Annotated in this window: 19 protein-coding genes; 9 read left to right on the forward strand and 10 right to left on the reverse strand. The window is 25.6% G+C overall.

Annotation, left to right across the window (positions count from 1 at the left end):
* Positions 1-54: 54 nt before the first annotated feature.
* Together ACR34G_RS00975 and ACR34G_RS00980 are read left to right on the forward strand one after the other, a co-directional pair.
* Positions 55-2,076, forward strand: coding sequence for an Mbov_0121 family peptidase domain-containing ABC transporter (locus tag ACR34G_RS00975; RefSeq protein ID WP_436358919.1), 2,022 nt, complete (start codon positions 55-57; stop codon positions 2,074-2,076).
* Entirely contained in the window at positions 2,039-2,449 is a 411-nt protein-coding gene (locus ACR34G_RS00980) for an MAG1140 family protein (RefSeq protein WP_436358920.1), read from the forward strand. Before ACR34G_RS00975 ends, ACR34G_RS00980 begins: the two co-directional genes overlap by 38 nt.
* On the opposite strand, the gene metG is transcribed toward ACR34G_RS00980, so the two are convergent.
* The 10 genes from metG to rpsP form a co-directional block, all read right to left on the reverse strand.
* Positions 2,442-3,980 carry a methionine--tRNA ligase gene (gene metG, locus ACR34G_RS00985; protein ID WP_436358921.1) on the reverse strand — a complete coding sequence of 513 codons (1,539 nt, stop codon included), beginning with the start codon at positions 3,978-3,980 and terminating at the stop codon, positions 2,442-2,444. The genes ACR34G_RS00980 and metG overlap by 8 nt on opposite strands.
* Before the next feature lies 1 nt (position 3,981).
* The gene (locus tag ACR34G_RS00990) at positions 3,982-4,752 is read right to left on the reverse strand and encodes a tRNA1(Val) (adenine(37)-N6)-methyltransferase (RefSeq protein ID WP_436358922.1); all 771 of its coding nucleotides are present in this window, start codon (positions 4,750-4,752) and stop codon (positions 3,982-3,984) included.
* A gap of 4 nt (positions 4,753-4,756) precedes the next feature.
* Positions 4,757-5,755 (reverse strand): nicotinate phosphoribosyltransferase, encoded by a 999-nt coding sequence (locus tag ACR34G_RS00995; RefSeq protein ID WP_436358923.1) that lies wholly within the window; start codon positions 5,753-5,755, stop codon positions 4,757-4,759.
* Positions 5,756-6,029: 274 nt separating this feature from the next.
* The gene (locus ACR34G_RS01000; RefSeq protein WP_436358924.1) at positions 6,030-6,845 is read right to left on the reverse strand and encodes a hypothetical protein; all 816 of its coding nucleotides are present in this window, start codon (positions 6,843-6,845) and stop codon (positions 6,030-6,032) included.
* A 91-nt stretch (positions 6,846-6,936) separates the two neighbouring features.
* Positions 6,937-8,019 carry a M42 family metallopeptidase gene (locus tag ACR34G_RS01005; RefSeq protein ID WP_436358925.1) on the reverse strand — a complete coding sequence of 361 codons (1,083 nt, stop codon included), beginning with the start codon at positions 8,017-8,019 and terminating at the stop codon, positions 6,937-6,939.
* Between the two features lie 9 nt (positions 8,020-8,028).
* Positions 8,029-9,114 carry a M42 family metallopeptidase gene (locus tag ACR34G_RS01010; protein ID WP_436358926.1) on the reverse strand — a complete coding sequence of 362 codons (1,086 nt, stop codon included), beginning with the start codon at positions 9,112-9,114 and terminating at the stop codon, positions 8,029-8,031.
* Positions 9,101-9,754, reverse strand: a complete 654-nt coding sequence (locus tag ACR34G_RS01015; protein WP_436358927.1) for a hypothetical protein — start codon at positions 9,752-9,754, stop codon at positions 9,101-9,103. The genes ACR34G_RS01010 and ACR34G_RS01015 overlap by 14 nt, the downstream gene beginning before the upstream one ends.
* Positions 9,755-9,808: 54 nt before the next feature.
* Positions 9,809-10,165: a 50S ribosomal protein L19 gene (gene rplS / locus ACR34G_RS01020; protein WP_436358928.1), complete on the reverse strand. Its 357-nt coding sequence runs from the start codon at positions 10,163-10,165 to the stop codon at positions 9,809-9,811.
* Complete coding sequence (trmD, locus tag ACR34G_RS01025) at positions 10,155-10,832, reverse strand: tRNA (guanosine(37)-N1)-methyltransferase TrmD (RefSeq protein WP_436358929.1); 678 nt, start codon at positions 10,830-10,832, stop codon at positions 10,155-10,157. The genes rplS and trmD overlap by 11 nt, the downstream gene beginning before the upstream one ends.
* 1 nt (position 10,833) lies before the next feature.
* Positions 10,834-11,097, reverse strand: a complete 264-nt coding sequence (gene rpsP / locus ACR34G_RS01030) for a 30S ribosomal protein S16 (RefSeq protein ID WP_436358930.1) — start codon at positions 11,095-11,097, stop codon at positions 10,834-10,836.
* A 221-nt stretch (positions 11,098-11,318) separates the two neighbouring features.
* On the opposite strand from rpsP, the gene uvrA reads away from it, so the two are divergent.
* The 7 genes from uvrA to ACR34G_RS01065 all read left to right on the forward strand — a co-directional run bounded on the left by uvrA (position 11,319) and on the right by ACR34G_RS01065 (position 19,246).
* The gene (gene uvrA / locus ACR34G_RS01035) at positions 11,319-14,162 is read left to right on the forward strand and encodes an excinuclease ABC subunit UvrA (RefSeq protein WP_436358931.1); all 2,844 of its coding nucleotides are present in this window, start codon (positions 11,319-11,321) and stop codon (positions 14,160-14,162) included.
* A complete protein-coding gene (hprK, locus tag ACR34G_RS01040) occupies positions 14,149-15,063 on the forward strand; it encodes an HPr(Ser) kinase/phosphatase (RefSeq protein WP_436358932.1) in 915 nt (304 codons plus the stop codon). Before uvrA ends, hprK begins: the two co-directional genes overlap by 14 nt.
* Positions 15,053-16,000: a prolipoprotein diacylglyceryl transferase gene (gene lgt, locus ACR34G_RS01045; RefSeq protein WP_436358933.1), complete on the forward strand. Its 948-nt coding sequence runs from the start codon at positions 15,053-15,055 to the stop codon at positions 15,998-16,000. The genes hprK and lgt overlap by 11 nt, the downstream gene beginning before the upstream one ends.
* A gap of 30 nt (positions 16,001-16,030) precedes the next feature.
* Entirely contained in the window at positions 16,031-16,948 is a 918-nt protein-coding gene (locus ACR34G_RS01050; protein ID WP_436358934.1) for an NAD(P)/FAD-dependent oxidoreductase, read from the forward strand.
* Positions 16,949-17,085: 137 nt separating this feature from the next.
* The gene (locus ACR34G_RS01055) at positions 17,086-17,610 is read left to right on the forward strand and encodes a hypothetical protein (protein ID WP_436358935.1); all 525 of its coding nucleotides are present in this window, start codon (positions 17,086-17,088) and stop codon (positions 17,608-17,610) included.
* 225 nt (positions 17,611-17,835) lie between these two features.
* A complete protein-coding gene (locus ACR34G_RS01060; RefSeq protein ID WP_436358936.1) occupies positions 17,836-18,408 on the forward strand; it encodes a hypothetical protein in 573 nt (190 codons plus the stop codon).
* Positions 18,409-18,565: 157 nt separating this feature from the next.
* Positions 18,566-19,246, forward strand: coding sequence for a nuclease-related domain-containing protein (locus tag ACR34G_RS01065; RefSeq protein ID WP_436358937.1), 681 nt, complete (start codon positions 18,566-18,568; stop codon positions 19,244-19,246).
* Positions 19,247-19,248 lie beyond the last annotated feature (2 nt).

Here is a 19,248-nt window from a genome sequence, read left to right on the forward strand (position 1 = left end):
TTCCTAATTTTTTCCTTTTTGAAGTATAAATCTTCTTTTTTGGAAATATTAAATATGAAAATAAGGAAACAAGAAGATATAAAGGACTGTGGACTAGTAGTTTTGCAATCACTTTATCATTATTACCACTCAAAATGGATAAATTTATCTGATTTAAAAAAAGAAACCTTTTATAATCAAGATGGAATAGTGATAAAAAATCTGCAAACACTTTCAGAAAAACACGGAATAAAATTAGAAGCATTTCATATTGATTTTGAAGCACTTTCAAATTTAAAATCAGAGAAACCTTCTATTATTTTAATAAACGAAGGCGAGTTAAATCACTATGTAATCTTTTTAAAAATAGATAAAAATTTTGTTTATTTACTAGATCCGCTTGTAGGTAAAAGAAAAATAGAAATTGAATTTTTTAAAAAAATATTTGTAAATATAATTCTTACAACAGAAAAAATTTTTGATCCTAAAACAAAAGCAATTAAACAGAAAAATCCTTTATTTTTGTATATTTGAAACGAAAAAAGTATTACTATTTTTTTGTTAATTATAGTTTGTTCAATCCTTACTTTTTCTAGTTCTTTCTTTTTAAAAAACGTTATAAATAAAGCAATTTATTTTAATAATATTAGCATTTTGATTAAGTTAACTATTGTTTTTGGTTGAATTTTGTTATTTAGATTTTTGCAAAACATCTTAAAAAGCTTATTTTTAAAAAATTTGCAGATGGTCATAGAAGAAAACATTATGAAAAATTTTATTTTTTCTCTTAAAAGTGCTCAGAACTCACAATTATTTAAATTAGATACTTCAGACTATATAAAAAGATTTAATATAATACCAAGTTTTGCTTCTTTTATATCCAACTTTGCTTTTACATTAGTTTCCGAAATTTCTACTTTTATCTTTGCATTTTTCATTATTTTGTTTTTAAATTGAAAATTATTCTTGATAACTTTCTTAATAGGTTTTATTTTCTTTATGTTTTCCTTTATAGAGAAAAAAGTAGTTAATTCAAAATATAATGATATTTTAAAAAGCAATGCTTCATTAAATTCTAGTTATTATAAAGTAATTACAAATTTTGATAAACTAAAAAAAGAAGATTTTTACAAAATGATTAATAAAGATTTTGAAAGCAAATATAAAAAACTGAAAGAAAAAGATTTTCACTTATGAAAAATTAATTTTATTTTTAAAAATTTCCAAAAATTTTTAATTGAGTTTTTACCAATAATACTAACTTTTATTTGTGCTTTATTTGTTATAAAAGGGGAATTCAAACTCGGTGATATGATTTTATTTATAACTTTTTTTGCTGCTTTTGTAAATCCCTTGAATAGTATTTCAGATTTAATAGTGTATTATCCAATTTTTTTAGAAGAGTATGATTTATTAAAATTCATTTTATTTATTGAAAAAGAAAAAAATGGTACTCATTTAATTGAAAAAATAAAGTCTATTCAACTTGAAAATATAGATTATAAACCTAATAATATTAAATCAATATTAAAAATTAATAATTTAGAAATCAATAATAATTTAATTTTAAAAGGGCAAAATGGTTCAGGAAAATCTACTTTATTGAAAATTTTAAATTTAGATTTAGAATCAAATTTTAAAATAAATAATTTACCAATTTTACATTTTGATAAAAGTGAATTAAGAAAAAAGATAATTTATATTAATAAGGAAAGTTTTTCATCTAGTATAGATGTATTTGGTTATATTACTAAATATAATCCACAAAAAGTTGATACTTTTCTAAACAATTATAGTTTTTATGAATTGGATAAATTATTTATTAAATGACAAATAGATTTAAAAACAGAAATAAAGGAAAATTGGGTTAATTTTTCAGAAGGACAAAAACAAATAATATCTATCTTACAGCTTTTGTGTCAAGAATTCGATTTGATTTTATTGGATGAAGCTTTTGAAAATATATCAATGGAAAATTTTGAAATTTTAAAGAAAATAATTTTAAATTTTCAAAAAGAAGCAATTTTTATAGAAGTTTCTCATTCTAACAAATATTTAAATGAAAGTGAGATTTTTGATCTTGACAAAGAAAAATAATTTAATAATATTTTTATCTATACTTTTATTTTTTATATTTATTATTTCTATATTTTTAATAACAAATATAAAAGAAAATGAGCAAATTCCTATTTCTATTACAGTAAATAATAAGAAAGAATTAAATTTTGAGATAGATACAAACACTTTTTTATCTATTAAAAAAAGTAGTTATATTATAGTAAAAAAACCTTATTTAAAAGATGAAGATAAAGAAACGCTTTTATTTATAAAGGAAATAAAAAACATTAAAAACAATGTTTTTAATGTTCGTTTATCTCAAAATAGTAATTTGAAAATAGTTCCAAATTCATTAATATATGCCAATTTAGTTTTAACCAAATATAAAAATTTTATAGAATTTATTATTTAATTCTTTCAAAAAGTATTTCACCTTTTTGAGTTAGTGTATTATCAAAAAGTTCTCATTTTCCTATATTATCAAAATCAATTGACTCAATATTTAATTGTTGAAGAGCTAAATTCGCTTTGTTTTTTAAAATAGAAGACATAAAGCAAGTTATAGCATAAATTCCGTTTAAAAGAGTATTTAAAACAACTTCCAATCTTTCTTTATTATCTTTTAAAGTTCATGGAAGAGTTAAATCAATATAACCATTTAATTTTTTTGATAGATTAAAAACTTCTTTATAAGCTTTATCAATTTTAAAAGAGTCCATTTCATTGCAAAATTCTTTTTTGGTATTAAGTATTTCAGAAAAAATTTCTTGTTCTAAGTCTGTTAGTTGTTCTTTTTTATATTTTAATGGTACATTAAAAGATTGGTGAATCATTGCGATTGTTCTTGATAATAAATTTCCAAAATTATTAGCTAAATGAGAGTTGTAAACATTTTTGAATTGTTCTTCATCAAAATTAGCATCATGTCCCATAATAATTTGTGTAGATAAGTAGTATTTTACTGGTTCTGCTCCATATTTGTTAATTAATTCAATAGGATCAACTACGTTGTTTAAACTTTTGGACATTTTAATACCATTAGCATCTCTAATAAGACCATGACTTAAAATTGTGGTAGGTAGTTTTAAATCCATTGATTTTAACATAATTGGTCAGTAAATACAGTGAAACCTTGTTATTTCTTTACCTACTATATGAACGATTTCATCTCCATTTTCTCAATATTTCTTAAAATCAGAATCATTTTTTAAACTAAAATTAAGAGCACTTACATAATTAAATAAAGCATCTAATCAAACGTAAATGACGTGTTTTGGATCGTTTTGTAGTTTTATTCCTCAATCAAAAGAAATTCTTGTAACAGAGAGATCTTCTAATCCTTTTTCTAAGAAATTATTTTCTAATTCTTTTATTATTTGTTTTGGAAAAATAAAGTTTTCATTGTTTTTTCAATATTCAAGTAATCATTCTTGAAATTGAGACATTTTAAAAAAATAAGATTCTTCTTCAACTTCAACTAACTCATCTTCACTAACTGGATGAACTAATTTACCGTTTTTTTCTTTAGCTTGTGTAATAGTTAAAAATTCTTCGGAACTAACAGAGTATAAACCTTTATATTTATCTTTATAAATAATTCCTTTAGAAAGTAAAGAATTAAATACATTTAAAACAACTTCCTTATGATTTGTGTTTGTGGTTCTAGAAAAATAATCATAGTCAATTTGTGCTAATTCTCAAAGATCTTTAAATTTTTGAACTTGCATATCAACGTATTTTTGTGGTTCTAGATTATTTTCTTTTGATTTTTGTTGTATTTTTAATCCATGTTCATCTGAACCAGTCAACATTTTTACATCATATTTTCTATTTTTCTTGTAGTTTGCAAAAACTCATGCAAGAGTAGTTGTATATAAATGTCCTATATGAAGATTCCCCGAAGGATAATAAATAGGCGTTGTAATAAAAAATGTTTTTTTCATTTTATCTCCTTGTTTTTATTGGTTTATAAAGTTCTTTAACTTCATCTCTGTATTCATGTTTGCTTTTATCGTTAATATGTAAATAAATGTTTTTTTCAAAAAAAGTCCCCCAACCAGATTGAAATCTAGATTCAATTAAAGCAAATTTAGGATTTTTATTTTCTCTTGGTAATACAAATTGAACTCTTTTTGGTTCGAATTTGTATTTTCTCAATAATTCAAAACAATCCACAAGTCTCTCTATAGGTAAAACAAAACTTAAATACCCTTTTTCTTTAATTATTTTGGAACTTCCTAAAATAATTTGTTCTAAGTTTAATTTTATTTCATGTGTTGCAATCAGTAATTCTTCATTTATCTTTGTTTTTTGCGTATTTTTGTCTATTTTATAAAAAGGCGGATTGCAAACTATTGCATCATATTTTTGTAATTGATTTTTATTGTGTTCTTTATAAAAAAGATTAAAATCATTCAAAATTAAATTAATTTGTTTTTCTTTTTTATTGTGAACAACATTTTTTTTAGCTAAATTTAGGGCTTTTTCTTGAATTTCTAGAGCATCTATTAATATATTTTCATCCCTTTCAGAAATGAAAATAGATAAAGCAGCATTATTTGTTCCTATTTCAAGAATATTTTTAACTTTTCTATTTATAGTTATGAAATTACCTAATAATATTGTATCAACTGAATAATTAAACATATTTTTATCTTGATAAATATACAAGTTAGAATCATAACCTAAAGAATTTAAAACTATTTTTTTATTCATATATTTAATTAAATTTTATTAACCTTGGATTTTCAGAGTATTTTCTTCCTTCTTTAGCTAATAATTTTCCATTAATTTTAGTTGCATCAGCACTGAAAGTATTATTTATGGTTAGCATAAACTCACCTACTCCATAAGAATCAACTGGTGTATTTTCTTTTTCAAACATTGCTATTCTTTCAGGATCAAAACCAGAAGACACAATTATTTTTACATGTTTTCCACCATTTTCATCTAGTGCTTTTCTTAAGTTTTTAATTTGATTTGGAGTAACTCCAAATTCATTTTCATTATTTTTAAACATCTTGTCTCTAACGGCTTTAGAAGTATCAACTCTTACACCGAAAAGTTTTTCTTTAAATTCTTTTAAAACTGCTAAAGAATCGCTAATAACATCGTTGTGAAAATCAACAAGTGCTATTAATGGTTCATCTGGAAAAAGTTCATAGTAATATTTCATTACTTCAACTAAATTCCCGTTAAAATTCTGTATTAATGCATGTGGAATCGAACCAAAAACCACTTCTTCTTTACCTCTTGCTCCTGCATTTGTGGAGTGAGAAGTTATACCAGCAAGTTCAACAGCTATTCCATCCCTTTCTTGATTAGAATAATGGTCTGAACGATCTCCCATAAAGACAATTTCTTTTGTTGGTGCTGCTTCCATACATCTTTTTGCATTAGTAGCAATAGAAGTACTTCTTGCTAAAACTCCATCAATTATACCTTCGTAAATTCCAAAATATTTATATTCTCCTTCTAGTTCAAGAACAACTTCTTTATTATTTATAATTGAACCTTCAGGTAAATATTTTATAGAATATTTAGAAGTATCTGTATTATTTTTTAGCAATTCTAAAGATTCGTTCATTCCACCTAAAATTGAATTATCATGTCTTTGAAAGAACTGTAAAGTAACAATTGAATTCGGGTTAAATTTTTCGATAATTTGCTTTGCTTTAAAAAAATAATTAGCAGCATAATAATCTAATTTATGTTTCATTTTTTCCTCTTTTCAAAAATTAAGTTTCACTGAAATTAAAAAGTATAACATTTAGTAATAACTATCTTCAGACTTTACTGTCGGCTCGGGAATTCCGCCCGATCATGCTCTATGAGTACGATGGCTTTTACATCCGGTTGGGTAATTATCCCAGTCAGGAAACTACAAACAAATGTTTGCAATAAAATTTTACTAAAAAAAGCAATTTTCCTTTGTAAAAACTTGTTTTTTCTGTAAATTAACACTAATTTTAAAAAACATAGAACCTAAAGTCCTATGAATTTTCTTTTTTATCATTATTTACATCATATTTTTTCTTAAGAAATTCAAATAATCTTTCTGCTTCTTTTTGATCGATGGGAGTATCTATTATTTCAACTTTTTTATTTTTATCTATTTTTAAAATTTCTAATATTGATTTGAAGTAAGGACTATTGGCAAGGTCTATTGTTTTAATTGGCAAATCCATTGCTTGAACTTTTTTCAAGATAAGTTGATTTGTCTGATTTTCAAAAAAAGGAATTAAGTATGAATAATAAATACCACTAGACATCCCTCAGTATCAAGGTTGTGACAAAATTAAATTATTATTTTCAAAAAATTTTTCTGAACTTACACCGTTTAAATAGTGCTTTTCAAATTCTTTTTTATTTATTTCTTGAATTTCTTCTTTACTCAAACTATGATAATTATTTTTATCTAATTCTGGATTTTGATTGTATAAATTTTCTCAAAAGGATTTGTTAAAAAAGTTTAAAAAACTTTCTTGTAATTCATTAAAAGAATAAATTATTTTATAACCATTTTTTATAATTTGATAAGCTTGCTTTTCATAAGGTTTTTTTTGATAATTAAAATGTTTATATTTTTCTAAATTTATCATAAAATGCGGATCTTCAATTTTCTTTATATTATTATTTTCTTGATATTGACTCAACAAATTTCCAAACTCATAAATATCTTGCATTCTATATTGTTTTTCTTCTTTAATTTCTTGGTTTTCAGAATCAAAAATTTTTACACAAGAAACAAAAGAAAAAGGAATTGTTGAAACTAAAACAGTATTTAAAAAAAATAATTTTTTATTCATATATTTACTCCATTAGTTATATTATATAATTAAAATTAATTTTTATGTAAAAAGAAATAAAAAATTCTCCTAAAAAGAAGAATTTTGATTTTTATTTATATCTAATAGAATCAAGCATTTTTTCATCAAATATTTTTAAAAATTCAACCATTAAATTAATCATTGCTTCAATATCAAATAATGAAGCAACTCCTAAAGGTGAATGTAAGTATCTTTGTGGAATTGATAAACTAATTGTTGGAACACCACCTTTTCCATATTGTAATTCTGCAGCGTCTGTTCCACCACCTTGTGCTACATATTTATAAACTGGAATGTTATGTTTTTTACCTAAATCCATTAAAATTTGCACTAATTTTGGATCCATTAATGTTTCAAAATCTTGAACATTAATTGCAACTCCTGCTCCTAATTTAGGAATTCCAGTAATTGCTTGATAAGTATCGTGGGAAGCTCCAGTATCAATTGCAAAAGCGATATCTGGTTCAATTATAGAAACAGAAGTTTTTGCTCCTCTACTTCCCACTTCTTCTTGAACTGTTCCAACAAAATAAGGTCTATTTGGTAATTTTTCATCTTTTAGTCTGTTAATGATTTGATCAATTACTGTAACACCTGCACGGTTATCCATCGCTTTACCAGCAACTAAGTCAGGATTGAATAATCTAAATGTTTCTCCATGCATATAGATTCTGTCACCAATTTGAATTCCTTGTTCTTCAGCTTCTTTTTTGTCTTTGAAACCAAAATCAATAAATAAATCTTTAATGTTTATAGCTTTTTGGATTTTTTCGTTTTCCAAAATATGAATGGAAGTATGACCAAAAACCCCGTAAAATTCTTTATTTTCGGTAGTTATAAGTTTAGCTTTTGTTCCTACTACCACATTAGGTCATACTCCACCAATGGTTACAACTCTAACTTGTCCATTTTCTAAAATTTCAAGAACTGAAAAACCAACTTCATCCATATGTGCAGCAAGCATAATTTTAGGTCCATGATTATGATCTTTTTTAGTTATAATAACACTTCCCATTCTATCTCTTGCATATTCTACATTAGCATCTTTAGTGTTTTTTCTTAATGCTTCTACAACTTGGTCTTCGTATCTAGAAACACCTTCTATTTCCATGTATTCTTTTAATCTTAAAAATAATTGTTCTTTGTTATTCATTTTTGCTCCTTATTTATATTGTATTTTATTATATTCTTCATTATTCATAAATTTGAAAAATTCAGTTAATAATTGAATTACTGCTTGTAAATCATTTAAATCACAAACTCCAAGTGGAGAGTGTAAATATCTTTGTGGTATTGAGATTGTTACGGTAGCAACACCACCTTTTCCATATTGTAATTCAGTAGCATCTGTTCCACCGCCTTGTGCTACAAATTTATAAATTTTTATACCTTTGTTTTTAGCCAATTGCATTAAAACTTCTATAAGTTTTGGATCCATCATAGTTCCACGATCTTGAACTCTAATTGCAACTCCATCACCTAATTTTTGTCTTCCGCTGATAGTTTGATAAGTATCGTGAGAAGCGGTTGTATCGATAGCAATTGCTATATCTGGATTTATTTTTGAAACAGAAGTTTTTGCACCTCTAGTTCCCACTTCTTCTTGAACTGTTCCAACAAAATATGGTATATTATTTAATTTTTCATCTTTTAGATTATTAACAAGAAAATCTAAAACAGTAACACCTGCACGGTTATCCATTGCTTTACCAACAACTAAATCCTGATTAAATAATCTAAATGTTTCACCGTGAATATAGATAATATCTCCAGCTTGCACACCTTGTTCTTCAGCTTCTTTTTTATCCTTAAAACCAAAATCAACAAATAAATCTTTTGTTGTTACGGCTTTTTGGATTTTATCTCTTTCCAAAATATGAATGGAAGTATGACCGAAAACCCCGTAAAATTCTTTATTTTCGCTAGTTACAAGTTTTGCTTTTGTTCCTATTATAACATTAGCTCATATACCACCAATGGTTGCAACTCTAACTTGTCCGTTTTCTAGAATATCAAGAACAGTATAACCTACTTCATCCATATGAGCTGTAACCATAATTTTAGGTCCTTGATTATGATTTTTTTTGGTGATAATAAGTGAACCAAAATTATCATATTCATAATTTAAATTTTCACTCATAGTGTTGCTTTTTAGTTTATTTGCTACTTTTTCTTCTCTTCTAGAAACACCTTCTATTTCCATATATTCTTTTAGTTTTTTAAATATTTCTTCTTTATTGTTTTTCATTTTCTACTCCTTGTATAATTTCATTTTGTATGTATTCAAATGAGAACCTATTTATAATTATAAGATTTTCTAGGAAAAAGTTGCTAAAAATTGAATAAGCTTTCTCTTTTTTAAACATTTCTTTTTTATAGGTTGTTTCAATAAAATCATTAATTGAATCTACTAATGGCAATATAAAATTTTCATTGAATGTTTTTGTTTGAATTTGCTTTTTTTTATTTTCATACTCAAAGTTGAAAGTTAAATTATCTTCTTTATCTAGCAAAATTAACAAAATTTTGTTTTTAGATAACAAACTTAACTTTTTACTATTGAATATTGATTCAAAAATTGAACTATATTTCTCTGTATTTGCTAATTTGATAAATTCTAAACAAGCATTAAAAGTTTCTTCATTAGCATTTTCTAAAGTGGTTTGCAGTTCATTAAAAGAAATATCTATTATTCCTTTAGTTTCGAACTTTTTAGTATTTCCAAGAAGTTCTTGATTAGTTTCAAAAAGCATTTTTTCAAATTTTTGTTTGTAAGTTTCAGGAATTCAAGGGGCACTTAATTCAGTTTCAATTAATATTTTTTTAGTTATAAGATCTTTTTCTTTGTTAATTATTTCAATAATTTCTTCATAATAATTTGGTTTCATATTTTAACTTTAATAAAAATATAGATAATATAATAATCATCTATATTTGTTTTATTATTTTTTAATTCTAATTTCTTTAAGTCTAGCAGATTTACCTTTTCTATCTCTCATGTAGTAAAGTTTTGCTCTTCTAACTTTATTTGAACGAACAACTTCAATTGAAGAAATTGTAGGCGAATTTAAAGGAAATGTTCTTTCAACACCAATACCGTATGAAACTTTTCTAACAGTAAAGGTTTCTCTAGTTCCTTCGTTTTTCATTGCTATAACTAAACCTTCGAAAATTTGGATTCTTTCTTTTGAACCTTCTTTAATTCTTACGTGAACTTTAACATTATCACCTTGTTTAAATTTAGGTAAATCAGTTCTTAATTGTGAACTTTCAACAATTTCCATTAATTTATTTTGCATTTTCTTTCCTTTCTAAAATATCTGGTCTATTTTTTTTAGTTTTTTCAATTTGTTTTTGTTTTTTCCATTCTTCTATTTTTTTGTGATGACCACTAAAAAGAACTTCTGGAACTAACATATTTTTATAATTTCTAGGTCTGGTATATTGTGGATAATCTAATAATCCTTCATTTTCAAAAGAATCATTTAAATGGGATTCTTCCTTTATAACACCTTCAACCAATCTGATTACAGAATCAGCAATTATCATAGCAGGTAATTCTCCACCCGTCAAGACATAATCACCTATTGAAATTTCTTCATCAATTAAATAATCAATAATTCTTTCATCAAAACCTTCATATCTACCTGCAATTATTGTTATCTCTTTTTCTTTAGATAATTCTCTTGCTTTTTGTTGATTAAAAACTTTTCCTTGTGGGCTCATAACAATTTTTTTACCACCAACTGTTTGCAGCGCTAAATCAATTGGCTCTATTTGTAAAAGCATTCCATGACCGCCACCAAAAATTTGATCATCAACTTTTTTGTGTTTATTTTGTGAAAATTTTCTTATATCTATGATGTTTATTTCGATGATTCCTTTTTCAATTGCTTTTGCAATTATAGATTCACTTTTAAATATTTCGAAATAATTCGGAAATAGTGTCAAAAAGTTAATTTTCATACTATTTTGCTTTTTTAGAAGCAGCGAATTCGCTTAAAATTGATTCTTTTTTCAATAAAGTTTTAACAGTTTCAGTTGGTACTGCTCCAATGTTTAATCATTTTAAAATTAATTCTTTTTCAAGTTTTAATTCTTTAGAACTTGGGTTATAGTGTCCTAATACTTCAATAAATCTTCCATCTCTTGGTGCTCTTGCATCTGCAGCAACAATTTTGTAAATAGGATTGAATTTATTTCCTAAACGTTTTAATCTAATTTTTACCATATTTTCCTTTCTTGTTTTTTATACTTATTTATTTTATTAAATTATTTAATGCTTTAATAATGAAATAAATTTTACCACTTTTTGAAAAAATGTCAAGTAAAAGTGCTTGACAGATGATTTTATTTTTCATTTCTAAATTTAAAAAACTTAAAAAAAGAGATTTTTTTCATTTATAAAGACTAAAAAAAACAAAAAAATTACATTTTTTGTATAATTAAAAAATGAAAAATACACAAGACTTTATTACCATAGTTGGTGCAAAAGAAAATAACTTAAAAAATATAAATCTAAAAATACCAAAAAATAAGTTAGTTGTTTTTACCGGGGTTTCTGGTTCTGGTAAATCATCACTTGCTTTTAATACAATTTATGAAGAAGGAAGAAGGAGATATGTTGATTCTTTAAGTTCATATGCTAGACAATTTTTGGGTGGAACTAAAAAACCTGATGTTGTTTCCATTGATGGACTTTCTCCTGCCATTTCTATTGAACAAAAAACAACTCATAATAATCCACGTTCAACAGTAGGTACTATTACTGAAATATATGATTATTTACGTTTATTATATGCAAGAATAGGAAAACCATTTTGTCCAAAGCACAAAATAGAAATTACAAGTCAAAAAACCAAAGACATTGTTGATTCTATCTTTACTTTTCTGGAAAATTCAAAAATTTATATCCTTTCTCCTGTTGTTTCAAATGAAAAAGGTTCACATGAAAAATTAATTGAAAAATTAAAGAGAGAAGGTTTTTTAAGATTAAAAATTGATGGAAAAATTTTCCTAATTGAAGAAGATGAAATCAAATTAGAAAAAAATAAAAAACACAACATTGAAATTGTTGTTGATAGACTAAGTATTGAAGAAAAAAATAGAGGTAAAATTACCGAATCCATTGATGTAGCTGCTGATTATTCTCAAGGAATAGTTAATGTTGAAATTCTCAATCAAAAAACAATTACTTTTTTCAAGCAGCAAGCTTGTCCATATGGTGATTTTAATATGCCACACATTGATACAAAGGATTTTTCTTTTAATTCACCAAGTGGTATGTGTGACAAATGTAAAGGAATTGGTGTTATTTTAAGAGCGGATTTTGATTTAATAGTTCCTAATAAATTCTTTTCAATTCAAGAAGGAGCAATCAAATTATTCCCTTTTCCAATTAATGGAAAATCTATTGAATGAAAAGAATTTGAAATTTTATTAAACTATTATGATATAGACATCAATAAACCAATTAATGAACTTTCTGATGAACAAATAGATATCTTAAAATATGGTTCAGAACATGAAATTAGTTATACCATTAAATCTGAAAGTGGTAATAAATACAATAGAACAAGAAGAATTGAAGGACTTTTAGAAAGAATTGAAAGAAAATATTTAGAAACTTCCAGCGAAGATATTCGTAATTGATACAAGAAGTTTATGTCAGAATTCAATTGTGATGAGTGTGGCGGAGCAAGATTAAATCGCTACTCATTAGCTGTAAAAATCAATGATTTAAATATTTTTGAACTTTGTAACTTATCAATTGAAGATACATTAAAAGAAGTTCAAAATTTAAGAATTAATGCTTTTGAAAAAGAAGTTGCTGAATTATTAGTTAATGAAATAAAAGATAGACTAAGTTTTTTAGTTAATGTAGGATTAGAATATTTATCTTTAAATCGTAAATCAGAAACCCTTTCAGGTGGAGAATCACAAAGAATTAGGTTAGCAACACAAATTGGTTCAAATTTAACTGGTGTTCTATATGTTTTGGATGAACCATCAATTGGTTTACATCAAAAAGATAATCGTAAATTAATTAATTCTTTGAAAAAAATGGTTGAAATTGGTAATACATTAATAGTTGTTGAACATGATGAAGAAACTATTTTAGAAGCAGATCACATTATTGAAATAGGACCTTTAGCAGGTCGGAATGGTGGAGAACTAGTTGCTGAGGGAACTGTAGAAGATATTATGAATAATCCAATTTCAGAAACAGGAAAATTTTTATCAGGTAAAAATTTTATTGCTATTCCTAATAAAAGAAGGGCAGGAAATGGGCAATTTATTTCTATAAAGGGAGCTAAAGAAAATAACTTAAAAAATATTGATGTTAATTTTCCATTAGGTAAATTTATCGCAGTTACAGGGGTTTCTGGTTCTGGAAAAAGTACTTTAGTTAATGAAATTTTAGTTAAAGCACTTGAAAATATGACTTCTGAAGAAAAAGTAAGAGTTGGAAAACACCAATCACTAAATGGACATTATAATATCGATAAATTAATTAAAATTTCACAATCACCAATAGGAAGAACTCCAAGATCAAATCCAGCAACTTATACAAGTGTTTTTGACGACATAAGAGACGTTTTTGCTAATTTAGAGGAAGCTAGAAGTCGTGGATATTTAAAAGGGAAATTTTCTTTTAATGCTTCTGATGGTCGTTGTGAAAAATGTCAAGGTGATGGAATGCTAAAAATAGAAATGCATTTTCTACCTGATGTTTATATCAATTGCGACCACTGTGATGGAACAAGATATAAAAATGAAATTCTAGAAATTAAATATAAAAATAAAAATATTTCAGATGTTCTAAATATGACTGTTCTAGATGCTTATGAATTTTTTGAAAATCGCCCTAAAATAGCAAGTAAATTAAAAACTCTAATAGATGTTGGACTTGACTATATTACTTTAGGACAATCAGCAACTACTCTTTCAGGTGGTGAAGCACAAAGAGTAAAATTAGCTAAATTCTTACAAAAAAAACCTACAGGAAAAACTTTTTATGTTCTTGATGAACCAAGTACTGGATTACATCCACTTGATGTTTCCAAACTAATTAAAGTTCTTAATAGATTAGCAGATAGCGGTGAAACTGTTTTAGTAATTGAACATAATTTAGATATTATTAAAGTAGCTGACTATGTAATTGATTTAGGTCCAGGTGGTGGAGTTAATGGTGGAACCATAGTTGCAACAGGAACTCCAGAAGCAATTGTTCAAAACGAAAATTCTTTCACAGGTGAATATTTAAAAGGAGTCTTGAAAAATGGAAAACATTAAAATTTCTTTTTTAATAAATGAGTTTAATTTAAATCCCATCAACAACTTTCCAGAAGGGGAAATCAAAAGACCTTCTATTAATAGAGCGGGTTTATTACTTGCTGGGGCAGTAAGTAATGAAACTTTAACTAAAAACATTGTTGCTTGAGGTACAAATGAATCGGAATTTTTACTTTCTTTAAACCAAACAGAAAGGAAAAATGCATTAATTCGTGTTTTAGGACAACATCCACCACTGCTAATGTTGTCAATTGGTTTTTCTAAAAAACTATATGATGAAGTACTTGAAATTGCCAACCAATTTTCAGTACAAGTTACTAATAGTGAAGAACATTTATCCACTTTAATTGCAAATATTGGGAGTTTTTTATCAGAATATTTTGCTAAAAAAGAAGCGGTACATGGATGTGCGATTATAATAAATGGAATTGGTGTTTTAATAGTAGGTTCTTCAGGTGTTGGTAAATCAGAAGCAGTATTAGAATTAATACAAGATGGACATACTTTTGTTAGTGATGATACTGTTATTATTTCAAGACTAGGAACCAGGTTTATTGGAAAACCTTCCCCAATTACTCAAGATTTATTAGAAGTACGGGGAATAGGAATAATAGATATTAGACATACTTATGGTTCAAGTATGATTAGAAAAAAACTTGATATAGATTTAGTTTTAGAGTTAGTTTTAAGTGATAACTCTATTAACTTTGATAGATTGGGAAATAGTGAATTGCACTATAATATATTAGGTGGAACAATTCAAAAGATTCAAATACCTGTTAAACAAGGAAGAACAACTTCTTCTTTAGTGGTAGCAGCTGTTAACTCTTACCTAGTTAAACAAGATGGTTTGGATCCTATTCAAAAAATACAAGAAAGGATAAAAAGTAATGCCAAATAACCCTAATTTTCCTGATTATTTGAAAAATGCTCGTGCTTTTAATGAAGGAGAAGCATATTATTTATTTAATCAGACATGATTACCTGTTTATAGTGTAATGATTATGCTTGGTATGATTTTAGCAATTTTAACCATCTTCTTTTTCTGAAAAAGAGAAAAGATGAATACTGATCACTTAGCAATCTTGGTTATGATTACTATACCAACTTCAATCATTGGTTCAAGACTTGGATTTATTTTTGAACAACTTATTGCAGGTAATGCAGAAAGTTTAAAACATACTTGATGAAATATTAGATCAGGTGGTTTATCAATTCAGTGAGGTGTTATTCTCTCAACTGTTTGTGATTTAATTTATATATATTTTAAAAGAGATGTAATTGATTATCGAAAAGCAATGAGTATTATTTTACCAGCTGTTTTAATAGGACAAGCAATTGGTAGATGAGGTAACTATACCAACCATGAAGTTTATGGAAAAATAGATGCTGATGGAAGTACTGTTTTATGACTTGGTGAAACAATTGTTAGAAATATGTTCATCAGCGATGCAGTAAATACAGAAGGAGCATTAAGAGTACCTTTATTTTTCTATGAGTTTCTAACATCAATTGTTGGATACATCATTATTGTTTGAATATTCAATTTATTTAATTGATTAAAACCTGGAGTTACTGCTGGTTTCTACTTAATTTGATATGGAGTAGTTAGATCTTCAATGGAATTTTTAAGACAAGAATCATATGTATTTTACTTTGTTTTAGCAATTATTTATATTGTTGTAGGTCTTATATTTGTAATTTATTACCAATTTTTTTCAAATTACAGATATTCAATAAGTAAAGCAGGAATTAAAGTAACTAAAGTTCAAAGATATGAGAAAACAAAAGAAAAAATGTTTTTCATTACTTGAGTAAACTATAAAAGAATTAATTAAAATTACAAAATAAAAAAAGAAGGTATAAAAATGGAAAAAATTTATGATGTAGCAATAATAGGTGCAGGTCCTGCTGGTTTAACAGCAGCAATTTATGCATCTAGAGGAAATTTATCAGTTGCAATTATTGAAAAAGGTGCTCCTGGTGGAAAAATGGTAGCACAATCAAAAATTGAAAACTGGCCAGGAGATAAAGTTGTAATGGGGGCTGATTTAGCTCTTAGAATGTATGAACATGCTTTAGAATATGGTGCAGAGCATTTATATGGCGAAGTAGAAAAAGTATTATCTTTAAGTGAGTTTGAAAAAGAAATTCACTTAAAAAATAATAAAATTATTAAAGCAAAAGCAGTAGTAGTTGCTTCTGGTATGAACGAAAGAAAACCAATGGATATTGAAGGGATTTTAGAATTTGAACATCGTGGTGTTTCTTATTGTGCAATTTGTGATGGTCCTTTATTTGGTAAAAACCCATCTATTATTATAGGTGGTGGAAATTCAGCTGTTGAAGAAGGTTCTTTTTTAGCTTCTATTGCTTCAGAAGTAAATATCTTTGTAAGAGATGCTAAATTTAATGCAGAACCAAGACTTGTTGATGAATTGATGTCAAAACCAAATGTTAAAGTTCACTTTAACTCTAAAGTTTTAAAATTAAAAGGAAATACATCTTTAGAAGAAGCAGAAGTTGAAATTGATGGTAAAATTCAAACAATTAAAGTTGCTTCACTATTTCCATACATTGGATTTATTCCTGCAACCGGTTTTTTAAAAGACTTAAATATTTTAGAACCAAATGGTTTTATCAAAGTGGATCACTTTCAAGAAACTAAAGAAAAAGGAATATATGCCATTGGAGATGTAACTCAAAAAGAAATTAGACAAATAGCAACTGCAACAAACGACGGAACTATTGTAGGAAAAATTCTTACCAATCGTTTAGGAAAGTAAATTATAAATTGCAATAATATTTAATTATTTGCAAAAACTATATATAGCAAAAAACTAAAAATAGAAAAATAAAAAAATTTGAAAAAAATTATTTTATGTTATCATTTAAGATATATTAATTTTTTAAGGAGAATAAAATGAAAAAAAATTTAAAAAATATATTTTTATCACTCGGAACAGCAACAGCAGCATTATCAGGATTTGCTTTTGTAGTTTCATGTGGAGAAACTAAAAAACCAACTGAAAATGAACCGACAACACAATCAGATGTAGCAGATGACTTGTTTGTAACTGAAGCAGAAAAAACATTTAAAACAGAAACAACTGACTTCGCAAAATACGATTTTAAATTCGATAAAACAAAAAGCACTTCTACTGGTTTTGAATATGTTTTAGATTTAGTTGACACAACAGCTAGTGACACAACACCAGTTAAGCACGGAGATAAACAATTTACTTTAGAATTAAAAGAACTTACTGCTGACGGTAAAGTTAAAACAGATGGTAAAACATTTACTGCAACATCAACTGCTGATGGGAATCACTACAAATTTAGTTTTACATACGGAAGTGATGTAACATCAAAAGATCACTTTGGTTCATTAGGTATTTCTTCATTAAAATATGATACAAATACAACAATCGTTTTAAAAAATAAATAATTTAGTTATTTACTTAATAAATTAATAATAGAATATTGATATGTATTCTATTATTTTTTTACTTGGATTAAAAGTCAAAAAAGCAAAAAAAGACATTTTTTTATAAAAAAAGAATGTTTTTTTTTTTTTTGCAAATTCAAAATTTAAAGTTATAAAATTAATTTGTATTAAAAGAAGAATTATTTTTTTAATATATTGTTATAGACAATAAAAATAAGGAGAAAAATGAAAAAAAACTTAAAAAATGTATTTTTAACCCTAGGAACAAGTGTTACTGCTTTAACAGGTTTTGCTTTTGTAGTTTCATGTGGAGAAACTAAAAAACCAACAGTAACGCCTGAAACACCAGCTACTGAAGAAAAAGTGGTATCAATTAGCGAAGAATCTAAAACATTTAAAACACAAACAACAAATTTTGATAAATATAAATTTGTATTTGACAAAGTTTTAAGTAACGATAAAGGTTTTGAATTTGATTTATCATTAATAGATACATCAGCATCACACAAAGACGCAACACCAGTTAAACATGACAATGGTACAAAACAATTTACTTTAGAATTAAAAGAATTAGATGAAAATGGTAATTTAAAAGTTGGAGGTAAAACTTTCACTGCTACTTCTACATTAGTTGAAAAACAAAAATGAGGTAATTCAGAATTACCTGTAAGCCCACGTTATAACTTTAAATTTTCATATGACACAAGTACAACTTTAGAAATGAAAAAACACTTTTCTTCATTAGGTATTTCTTCCTTAAAATATGATACAAACACAGTAATTACTTTAGAAAAATAACAAAGTAATATTAAAATAGTGAATAATTTTTTAATTTTATATAAAAATGAAAAATTATTGACAAATTATTTTTAGACAAGATATTTATTTATCTTGTCTTTTTCTTTTTATTTGTAAAGACAAAATAGTATAATTTAAATAAAAATAAAGGGGAAAAATGAATCAAGAGCAAATATCGGTAATTGCAGGAATTAGTGTAAGTATGTTTTTGATGCTTTTAATAACTTTCTTTTTGCTTTTTTTAAGGTTTAAATATTTTAAAAAAATGTCTAAACAAGAGCAACTGGGTTTAGAAGCAGAAAAAAATATTAATTTTCTTTTAAGAAAATGAGCAGAAAAAAATAATTTTTATTTTTTAGAAAGCAGTTTGTATAAATACAATGATAATCAATTGTTTGAAGTTGATGGAATATTATTAACAAACAAAGCAATTATTATTGTAGAAATAAAATCAATAAATGGTGTTATTAAAGGAAATTCAACAGAAAAAACACTAAATAAAGTCCTAGGAAATAAGAGTTTTGAAATTTCTAATCCTATTTATCAAAATGATAAGCATATTTATCATATAAAAAAAATGTTAGATGGAAATTTTCCTATTCTTTCTTTAATTGTGTTTTCAAACAGAGCACAAAGGTTAGAAATCGAAAATGAGTTAGCTTATGTTATCATTTGCTTAGAAGATGAACTCAATCAAATTCTTTTTGATATAAACACTTCATTAGAAGAAAGAATAAACCCAGAAACTCTAAAAGCTATTAAAGAAGCTTTTGAAAAATATCAAACAAATAATAAAAAAGATTATTTAGCATTAAAATCTTTTTCAACAAGTAGGTAAAA

The organism is Mycoplasma sp. 480 (assembly GCF_051353065.1).
Taxonomy (GTDB): domain Bacteria; phylum Bacillota_I; class Bacilli_A; order Mycoplasmatales; family Metamycoplasmataceae; genus Mesomycoplasma_A.